9 protein-coding genes are annotated in these 9,739 nt (G+C 42.3%); 5 read left to right on the top strand and 4 right to left on the bottom strand.

What is annotated here, in order from left to right:
- Nucleotides 1-245: 245 nt before the first annotated feature.
- Entirely contained in the window at nt 246-1,286 is a 1,041-nt protein-coding gene (locus L1D51_RS21835) for a GGDEF domain-containing protein (protein ID WP_055020659.1), read from the top strand.
- Nucleotides 1,287-1,326: 40 nt separating this feature from the next.
- On the opposite strand, the gene L1D51_RS18760 is transcribed toward L1D51_RS21835, so the two are convergent.
- Together L1D51_RS18760 and L1D51_RS18755 are read right to left on the bottom strand one after the other, a co-directional pair.
- On the bottom strand, nt 1,327-1,524 hold the full coding sequence (locus L1D51_RS18760; RefSeq protein WP_055020660.1) for a CsbD family protein: 198 nt from the start codon (nt 1,522-1,524) through the stop codon (nt 1,327-1,329).
- 196 nt (nt 1,525-1,720) lie between these two features.
- A complete protein-coding gene (locus L1D51_RS18755) occupies nt 1,721-2,488 on the bottom strand; it encodes a substrate-binding periplasmic protein (RefSeq protein ID WP_239964497.1) in 768 nt (255 codons plus the stop codon).
- Between the two features lie 169 nt (nt 2,489-2,657).
- Here L1D51_RS18755 and hrpB point away from each other — a divergent pair, with 169 nt between their 5' ends.
- Entirely contained in the window at nt 2,658-5,078 is a 2,421-nt protein-coding gene (gene hrpB, locus L1D51_RS18750; protein ID WP_239964496.1) for an ATP-dependent helicase HrpB, read from the top strand.
- Between the two features lie 151 nt (nt 5,079-5,229).
- Complete coding sequence (locus tag L1D51_RS18745) at nt 5,230-5,667, top strand: membrane-bound O-acyltransferase family protein (protein ID WP_055020663.1); 438 nt, start codon at nt 5,230-5,232, stop codon at nt 5,665-5,667.
- Between the two features lie 4 nt (nt 5,668-5,671).
- On the opposite strand, the gene L1D51_RS18740 is transcribed toward L1D51_RS18745, so the two are convergent.
- The gene (locus L1D51_RS18740) at nt 5,672-6,763 is read right to left on the bottom strand and encodes an alkene reductase (protein WP_239964495.1); all 1,092 of its coding nucleotides are present in this window, start codon (nt 6,761-6,763) and stop codon (nt 5,672-5,674) included.
- A gap of 98 nt (nt 6,764-6,861) precedes the next feature.
- Nucleotides 6,862-7,749, bottom strand: a complete 888-nt coding sequence (locus L1D51_RS18735; protein ID WP_105175293.1) for a LysR substrate-binding domain-containing protein — start codon at nt 7,747-7,749, stop codon at nt 6,862-6,864.
- A 110-nt stretch (nt 7,750-7,859) separates the two neighbouring features.
- Here L1D51_RS18735 and L1D51_RS18730 point away from each other — a divergent pair, with 110 nt between their 5' ends.
- Nucleotides 7,860-9,041, top strand: coding sequence for an MFS transporter (locus L1D51_RS18730; protein ID WP_239964494.1), 1,182 nt, complete (start codon nt 7,860-7,862; stop codon nt 9,039-9,041).
- A gap of 89 nt (nt 9,042-9,130) precedes the next feature.
- Nucleotides 9,131-9,598, top strand: a complete 468-nt coding sequence (locus L1D51_RS18725) for a nuclear transport factor 2 family protein (protein WP_055197891.1) — start codon at nt 9,131-9,133, stop codon at nt 9,596-9,598.
- Nucleotides 9,599-9,739 lie beyond the last annotated feature (141 nt).

The following is a 9,739-nucleotide window of genomic DNA, read 5'->3' as shown; positions in this document are numbered from 1 at the left end:
GTTTTAATACTGGCAAATTCCTTCTAATTTATATATTTGTGTTAAAGTTATACCAATTCGCTTAATAAAGTGGTCTATTTTGAGGCAATAAAACCTCGTTGATAACAAGGCAAAAATTTCGTTATTTAGTTGTTCTAAATCAGAAATTTTTAACGCAGGTAGCGACAGGTTTAATCCCTCAAAATGATTAAGTATTATTGCGGATTGGTATTATTGAGATTGATCAAGAAATCTAAGGTGAAATTGTGATTGATACAGTGAATGCAAGTGACAAAGATAAAGCACGATTTTTACGTGTTTTTGCATTTATTGGTTCGATTACCTCGTTTTTAATGGCGATCACCAGCTATCAAGATGGTTACCATGCCCTTAGCTATTTATTGATTATTGGCGGCTTTGTGTTTGCCTCACCTTTCGTCATTAAAAATCGTGACGAAACCATCGCAGTACTTATGCTCTACGCCCTCTATTCGATGATGTGTTTTTTAATTGTCTCTGGGGGGAGCAATGGCACTGGGCCGTTATGGCTGTTTATTGTATCTCCTGTGACATTTTTTATTCGTGGCTTAAAGCGCGGAGCGTTCGATCTTATCTTGCTTGCCAGTATTATCTCGGTGCTTTTCTATTTTACCGATCAATTTGGTTATTACAGTTATCCGAGTCACTACTTTCCGACACGTGTCATGCTGTGTTTCTCGATTTTATGTATTTTGGCTGGCTTCTACGAATATTACCGCAACAAATACAGTTTGCAGTTAATGGAACAACTTAAGCTTAATCAAAAGCTTGCACGTACTGATGCGATGACTGAACTCGCTAACCGTCGCTACGCAACTGAATGCTTGCAAGATAAGCGCTTTGGCGAAGGGGCTGTGTTCTTGCTGATGGATGTTGATAACTTTAAACAAATCAACGATACCTACGGTCATCAAGTGGGCGATGAGGTGCTAATATTTTTCGCTGATGTCTTTAAAGAAGTGTGCACAGAAGAAGATGTTATTTCCCGTTGGGGCGGCGAAGAGTTTTTAATAGTGATCCCAACAGGGTATGAGCTTAGAGCCAGAAAAGTAGCTGAAAAAATCCATAAGAAGCTTGCTGAAAAGCCATTTACGAGCGGCCAGCATCGTTTTAATGTCACCTTAAGTATTGGCTTGTACGTGCGCGTTGCTGATGAGAGCGTGGATCACTGTTTGAACATTGCCGATAAACGGCTTTACCGCGCTAAATCGCAAGGTAAAAATCAAACGGTTGCTGAAGTCGATTTAGCAAAGCATGAGCCTGCTTGATAAATAAAGCCGCAATTAGCGGCTTTATTGATTGCTCAAATTAATGGCTTTTTTCAAAGTCGCTGACTTCACGCTCAGCTTCTTCCTTAGATTTACCGTATTTTTGCTGAAGCTTACCAATCAGCTCTTTACGGCTACCTTCAATTTTATCTAAATCATCATCGGTAAGGTCACCCCATTTACGTTGTGCTTTACCTTTAAGCTCTTTCCAATTGCCTTCTAAACGATCGCTGTTCATCATAATCTCCTTACTTTGTTAAACATTCATCTTAGTAAGAGCAATCGCTGTACCAATTTGGTGAATTTTGTTAACTGATTGATTTATAGTTGTTTTATGCTTTTACATATAATGAGTGGAATTTATAAGTTTGCAATTACTACGTAGTTTTTAGAATCAGCCTGTAATATTTTCTGTTGCGCTAGTTTTTAGATACTTAGTGGCTCTTAGAGGTATAGCGATTGATTATCCGCGTGTATTCTTCAGTTGATTTTAGTTTACGCAAGTTCTCGTTAAACAGGTCTCTTAAGGCTTCGTCTCGAAATAAAAAGCCACTGGGGTTTTTGCCAAACAACGCAAATCGTTGCACAGGTTTAGAGACATCAATTTCGTCATTGATATTAATTAATGCTCGATAATAATCAAAAATTTTACCGTCCATCTGGATCACCTCGTAGCGCTCTCGATACAAAAGCTGTACTTGTGCAAGTTGATCATAGGTTTCTGCGTATTGTGGGTTTTCTCTGGCCATTGCTTGATATTCTGGTGTGAGTAATTCTTTTGCACCTTGCCATGAAAGAACACTAAAGTGTTTTAATTGTGCAATAGATCTAAGCTGCAGGTTTTGCTTGGCCAGACTAAAAGCGAAGTTCTCGTAGCTGTAAGCAATATCTGAAAAGTAACCGCTCATTTGATGGGTTTCGATAACTTTTTCATTAATATCAGACACAACATCAACTAAGTTCTCAGTATACAAAGGGATCCGCCTTGCATAGGGAACGTAGACAAAGTGTATTTGATAACCGTGAACACCGAGTGTCGCACGAAGTAAGTCAGGAATTATGCCTGTGTTGTCTTCAACCATGACCCAAGGTGGTAGTGTATTGCCAAGTGCAACCGTAATTTTTTGCTGACTAAACGCTTTTTGAAACGGGAAAACTAACAGTAGCAAGGTGATTAAAATACGGGTGTAAATCCTGAACAAGTTAATTCCTTATTCTGATTTTTGTTTGGTCGTTTAATCAAGAATAAGTCTAAACTGGCAGAATGCAATGTTTTCACTTCTAAAGCCCGAGATAGAAAATAAGCCTATAGCCATCGCAATTTTTAGTTTTTTGATACAATGCGTGAAAAGAAAGTAAGAGATACCTAACGTGCTGCCAGTTCAAGATATTTATCAATCCTTGTTAACCACATTACAGAGTAACCCAATGGCCTTATTGCAAGCGCCACCGGGAGCGGGTAAATCGACATGGCTGCCTCTTACCCTAATGCGCGAAGGGCACTTTAAACGCATTGTTATGTTAGAGCCAAGACGACTGGCTGCACGCAATATTGCCCAGTATTTGGCAAGTCAGCAGAATGAAAAAGTCGGTGACAGTGTCGGCTTACGCATTCGTGGTGAATCAAAAGTAAGTTCTACAACTAAACTCGAAATTGTCACCGAAGGCATGTTGACGCGTATGTTGCAAAATGACCCAGAGCTTAGTGATGTAGACTTACTTATTTTTGATGAGTTTCACGAGCGCTCAATTGCCGCAGATACGGCTTTGGCATTTGCCCTCGAAACACAGGCGGCACTTCGCGATGATTTAAAAATCTTACTGATGTCGGCAACCCTAGATGGCGATCGTTACAGTGAGTTTTTCAGCTGTCCTATTATCTCATCACAAGGTCGAAGCTACCCCATTGATGAAGTGTATATTCCACTTAAAGACGAAAGCCGTTGGCTCGATGACATACCTACACTAATAAAACAGGCGCTTAGTGAGCAAACGGGCAGTGCTTTAGTATTTTTACCAGGGCAGCGTGAAATCATGCGCGTTCAGCAGTCTTTAAATGATTTAGGTGATAGCGTCGAAGTATTTAGCTTGTATGGTGAGCAAAATAAAAACGAGCAACAAGCTGCTATCGCGCCTGCTAAAAATGGCAAACGCAAAGTGGTATTAACCACCAATGTCGCTGAAACCAGTTTGACCATTGAAGGAATACGTATTGTGGTTGATAGCGGCAAACGCCGTGCTGCCAATTTCAATTTAAAAACCGGTGTTACAGAGCTTGTTACGCAAAGTATTTCTCGTTCTTCTGCCATACAGCGCGCTGGTCGTGCTGGGCGAATTGAGCCGGGGGTTGTGTATCGACTAGGCTCTAAGCAAACCTTTGAGCGCCGTAACAGCCATGATGCGCCAGAAATTCTGACCAGTGATATTAGTCAGTTGTTATTAGAGGCAAAGCAGTGGGGGGCATCACTTGCTGAGCTTAGCTTACTCGACCCACCTAGTCGCCAGCAGATTAAACAGGCAACGGCACTTTTGAAAATGCTCGAAGCCATTGATGAAAATGAAAAGCTAACACCCCTTGGCAGCCAAATGCTGAGCTATGGAGCCGATATTCGCCTCTCGCATATGCTCATTAAGGCAAAGCAACTAGAGCAGCGCATGTCTGGTATTTATGTATTAGCGGGGTATTTAACTGCACTGCTTGAAAGCCGCATCAGTATGCCAGCTGATCTTAATTTGGCATTACATAGTCAGCACAGCAAACCGCACCCAGTATTTAAGCAGCAATTAAATTATTGGCTATCGCGCTTGCAACTCAAGCCGGTTAATGAGCTTAAAACAGAGTACTTGTCGCTGCTGGTGGCGCTTGCTTTTCCAGACCGCCTAGCCAAAAAGCGCGGTAATGGTTATTTACTTGCCAATGGTGCAGGCGCCGATTTAAGTGAGGAGTTTTGGCATAACGATGACTATATTGCCATTGCGCATATGGGCGGTCATAAGGGAAACCGTGTTTTTGCCGCTGTTGCCTTTTTGCCAAGTGAGCTTGAAGATGAGCTTTCCCATTTATTTACTGAGCAAACTCGCTGCGAATACGATGAAAAAGCAGGGCGTTTTATCCATCAAGATGAGCTCAAGCTGGGTGCCATCACCATAGCGAGTCAACCAAGTAAACAGCCACTAGATAAAAACGAGCGCACCAAAGCTTGGTTAAATTTATTTAGTAAACGGGGCTTTTCGATATTTAATGAACAGCCCGATAGTGAGCAGTTACTTATTCGAATGAGCTTGGCAAGTAAGCTGTTACCAGAGTCATTTCCGCGTTTAAATCATGATGATTTAATTGCCGATAGCCAATGGCTTGCACCTTATTTGGATGATATTAAAAACCTAGAACAATTAAAAAAGTTCAATTACAGCGAAGCGATTAAAAGCTGTTTTGATTGGCAGCAGCAAAGCTTATTGAATGAACACCTGCCCTTGCGATTAACGGTGCCAAGTGGTTCAAATGTAAAAGTGACCTATCAGCTCGATGGCCCTGCGAAGCTCAGTGTACGCATGCAAGAAGTGTATGGCATGACCAGCACGCCTTTGCTAGCGCAAGGTAAACTGCCATTATTAATGGAGCTATTATCACCAGCGAGGCGACCGCTACAGTTAACTCAAGACTTAGCTAACTTTTGGCAAACGAGTTACCGCGATGTGCAAAAAGAAATGAAAGGGCGTTATCCAAAACATTTTTGGCCAGACGACCCAGCCACCAGCCAAGCGACTAATAAAGTAAAAAGTAAGATGTGATTTTAATGAAGCTGAGTGCTTAGCTCAGCTTCATCACTTGCCTTAGATCTGCACGCTTCATAAACCGTTACAATTTCAAGCCTTGTTTTGGTTTCTCTTTTGTTGGTTGTTTAGTAGTCTAATTGAGTCATTAGTAAAAAAGAGAAATCCTGTGTCTGCAGCTATTACCCTTGCTCAATACGTTAAAAAACGTACAGGTGTGCCTCTTGGCCATAAAGATTCGTTGCGCAATATGCTGATACGCTCGCTGGGTGCTAGCTCGTTTTATTTATTTTGGCGATATTGGAATCCGGTGTGGAGCTATTACTTATCTCGGTATGTGATGAAGCCTTGCAATGACATTATGCCGGCTTGGTGTGCCCTTGTTTTGACTTTTGCTGTCAGTGGGGCGCTGCACGATTTAGCGGTGAGTTTAGTGAAGTTAAAGCCACTATTCTTTTTTACTCCTTGGTTTACTGTGATGGGCGTGTTGGTATTAGTAAGCAAGTACAGCCAACTCCAGTTTAGCTCTGCTCCTTGGTGGTTAAGAGCGCTCGCCAACATCAGCTTTATTGTATTGAGCTTTTGGTTGACGAGCCACCTTTTTTAGCGCGTTACTGCGTTGCTAAAGGGTAGTCAGTGTAACCTTTAGCAGCGCCTCCAAATAAGGTATCTGGATCATGCTTCGCAAGTTCAATACCTTGCTCAATACGTGCTGGCAGATCAGGGTTTGCAACAAACGGGCGACCAAAACCTATTAAATCAGCCCAGCCTGCGGCTAATGCTTGCTCTGCTTTCTCGCCAGTGTACTTTCCTGCATAAATCATTAATCCTGCATAGTTTTCACGCAGTGCTTGCTTAAAACTTTGCTCCATTAAAGGCGCATCATCCCAATCAGCTTCAGCAATGTGCAGGTAAGCAACGTTGAGTTCATTGAGTACTTTTGCTGCGCCAATATAGGTTTCAAATGGGTTATCATCGACCGTCCCATTAAGGGTTGTGAGTGGAGCAAGGCGCACGCCAACACGCTCAGCGCCAATTTCATCACAAACCGCTTGTGTCACTTGTTGTAAAAAGCGTAAGCGGTTTTCTAAACTGCCGCCGTATTCATCAGTGCGTTGGTTTGACTCTGAATCAATAAATTGATTAATTAAGTAACCATTAGCAGCGTGAAGTTCAATACCATCAAACCCTGCATCAACTGCATTACGGGCTGCTTGGCGGTATTCGTTTATAACCTGTTTGATGTCGTCATGGCTCATTGCGCGTGGCTGTGCTGTGGCAACAAAGTCAGGTTTGTCATCTTCATCAATAAAAACTTTTACGTCTTTAGCTGCAATAGCAGATGGCGCGATTGGTTGCTCGCCACCTGTGTTACTTGGGTGAGATACTCGGCCAACATGCCAAAGCTGAGCGAACATAATGCCACCAGCTTGATGAACTTTGTCGGTTACTTTCTTCCAACCGGCAATTTGCTCGGCAGTGTAAATACCCGGTGTCCAAGCATAACCCTTACCTAGGGCTGATATTTGTGTGCCTTCGCTGATAATTAAGCCAGCGCTCGCACGTTGTGCATAGTAGTCGGCCATTAACTCATTGGCGATATCACCCGGTTGTGATGAGCGAGAGCGGGTCATCGGTGGCATAACAATGCGGTTTTTTAATGTATGACCGGCAAGTTGTACAGTATCGAATAATTTGTTCATTACGGCTCCTTGAAAGCGAATATGCTTTCAGCATAACGAAAATTATTTATGAAATTAATGCCACTAATCACAAAACACTTTTGTTAAAAGTGCAAAAACTAAAGCGTTAACCTGGGTGCTATAAAGTCTAAAAACGCTAATACTCGTGATGACACACCGCTGTTTTGATAATACACCGCATGCACTTTTTCGCGGCGATTAGGGCTCAGTACCTCGCCTTCGAGCACTTTTACTAAACGGCCTGCTTTTAAATCTTCGTTGATCATAAATTCCGACAACAAGGTAATGCCGTGACCTTGAATACAAAGCTGGCGCACAGTTTCACCACTTGATGCACTGATTGAAAATTTAAGATCTAAAGGTGTGGTTAGCGGCCAGTGATTTAAATGCGGCGCATCGGTAAAACCAATAAGCTGGTGCGAGGCTAAGTCGGTTAGCTCGTTTAATGGCGGTGCCGCTTTTAAATAATCAGGGCTGGCAACGAGCTGTAGTTTGCTAACTCCCAAAGTGCGCGCATGCAAGTTTGAGTCAGCGAGTTCGCCAATACGAATAGCAATATCGGTTTTATGCTCGAGTAAATCGATAATGTTGTCGTGGCTGGTGATTTCGAGTTTTATATCAGGGTAAGCTTGGTTAAAGGCTTTTAAATGTGGTGCTAATTGGTGAAACACAAAGGGGCTTGCAGCATCGACTCTTAATTTTCCTGATGGGGCGCAGTGCAAAAGCTTTAAGGCCTCTTCGCCTTGTGCGAGCTGACTCAGTGCTTCTCTAGCATAGCCTAAAAATAACTGACCTTCTTCGGTCAGCTCAATGCGCCTTGTAGTGCGGTTGAATAAGGTAACGTTTAAGGATTTTTCGAGCCGAGTTACCGCCCGTGATATTTTTGCTACTTGCTCATCTAATGCATTGGCTGCACTTGAGAACCCGCCGGTATCAACCACGCTAATAAATGCTTCTAAATCTTGGGTGTTGGAGATCACGCTCATGGTTTTACCTTTTCATTTTTGACAAAAGTATTTTGTCACTACTGCTATTTTTTGCAAATTTAATTTTAGCCACAATAGCCGCACTTTCAAAATTAAACAGAGGATATGTGATGCCAATAGCATTACTTGCGTTAACTCTCAGTGCGTTTGCCATAGGCACCACTGAGTTTGTGATTGTCGGCTTAGTGCCAACCATCGCTGATGATTTAGCGGTTTCGTTACCGAGTGCCGGACTACTTGTTAGCTTGTACGCATTAGGGGTTGCGGTGGGGGCGCCAGTATTAACCGCGCTTACCGGACGCTGGAATCGAAAACATGTATTACTTAGCTTAATGAGCCTATTTGTAATTGGTAATTTACTGGCTTGGCAAGCACCTAGTTATGGTAGCTTGATCACCGCAAGGATTCTAACAGGCCTTGCCCATGGGGTGTTTTTCTCAATTGGTTCAACGATCGCTACTGGGCTTGTCAGTAAAGATAAAGAAGCCAGTGCCATTGCGATTATGTTTACGGGGTTAACGGTTGCATTAGTAACCGGTGTGCCATTAGGGACTTGGATTGGTCAGCACTTTGGTTGGCGAGCGACCTTTTTAGTAGTGTCTTTACTGGGCTTAATTGCACTTGTTGGTAGCGCGTTTTTAATTCCTAGCAACTTAAAGCAAAGTAAACCGGCGACTTTGGGTGAGCAGCTAAAAGTAATGGTGCAACCTAGGCTTTTACTGGTGTACTTGATGACCATACTTGGTTATGGCGGCACATTTACTGCCTTTACATATTTAGCGCCCATTTTAGAGCTGCAAACTGGTTTTGCATCAGCCACCATTAGCTTAATTATGCTGGTATATGGGGTATCGGTTGCTGTTGGCAATATCTATGGCGGTAAATTAGCTGATAAAAAAGGCCCCATTAGTGCGCTGACCATTATCTTTAGTGCTTTGAGTATTGTGCTGTTAGTGCTGACCTTTACCATGCAATCAAAAGTCGCTGCGGTACTGACCATACTTGTATGGGGGGCATTTGCGTTTGGTAATGTGCCTGGGCTGCAAGTTTATGTGGTTAAACTTGCCGAAAAGTTCACACCCAATGCCGTCGATGTGGCCTCAGGGTTGAACATTGCAGCGTTTAATATCGGGATTGCGCTAGGTTCAGTGTTAGGTGGTGTTGTCGTTGAAAACTACTCATTGCAAGACACTGCTTGGATTGGCGCTATCATCAGTTTAGCGGCGTTAATTGCAACACGATACAGCGGCTATTTAGATAAACGCGAGATCCCAAAGCCACAAACAGCTTAAAACTAAATTGTTGATAGTTCGATGCTTTGTCGTTATTTTAGGTGCGTAGTTTGATTATTAGTCAATAACTAAAACCACAAGGAATAACGATGAAGCACCTTTATTTTCTAGCTATTTGCCTGTTCAGCACATTTAGCAGCCAAGCAAAGCAAGTTAACCTAGAGCTCACAGCATTAGCACAGCAGTACTTTAATACCATGGTTGCAACACAAGCACCCAATGCCACCAACAAAGAGTTAGAAGCCTTTTTAGCTTTATTAACTGACGATGTAGCAAACCAACACTTACCTTATCAAACAGATGATTCAAGGGAGCCAGATGGCAAAGCGATGATGCGTAAAGGCATGACTTTTTACCTTGGGGCGCACACTGAATATCAAGCAAACTTACTCGATACCTTTATTTTTAATGATTCTGCCATTGCTTTACGTTATACCCATCATGCTAAAGGTATACACCCACAAAACCAGCAAGAAATTGAATACACGCAGACCATTATGGATGTGCTCGAAATAGAAGATGGCAAGATAGCGGTTATTCGTAAATACCATGAATGAGCTTAGCTTAACTTTTAGCCTAACATGAGCGTTTTCATAAGCGCTTTTTTATTAAAATACGCCTGCAATAAATTTTCTCTTTTTTCCGCATTTCAGCTTAAATTCATACTTTTTAGGCTTTATTTTGAATAAATTTAAAAC

Source organism: Pseudoalteromonas shioyasakiensis (assembly GCF_022398475.1).
Classification (GTDB): Bacteria; Pseudomonadota; Gammaproteobacteria; order Enterobacterales; family Alteromonadaceae; genus Pseudoalteromonas.
Note: the sequence above shows the minus strand (reverse complement) of the source record. Positions and strands in the feature narration are given on the sequence as shown.

Coding starts and splice junctions, on each gene's coding strand:
- L1D51_RS18760 (WP_055020660.1), bottom strand. CDS start 1,524: ATGAACAGCGATCGTTTAGAAGGCAATTGGAAAGAGCTTAAAGGTAAA.
- L1D51_RS18740 (WP_239964495.1), bottom strand. CDS start 6,763: ATGAACAAATTATTCGATACTGTACAACTTGCCGGTCATACATTAAAA.
- L1D51_RS18735 (WP_105175293.1), bottom strand. CDS start 7,749: ATGAGCGTGATCTCCAACACCCAAGATTTAGAAGCATTTATTAGCGTG.
- L1D51_RS18730 (WP_239964494.1), top strand. CDS start 7,860: ATGCCAATAGCATTACTTGCGTTAACTCTCAGTGCGTTTGCCATAGGC.
- L1D51_RS18725 (WP_055197891.1), top strand. CDS start 9,131: ATGAAGCACCTTTATTTTCTAGCTATTTGCCTGTTCAGCACATTTAGC.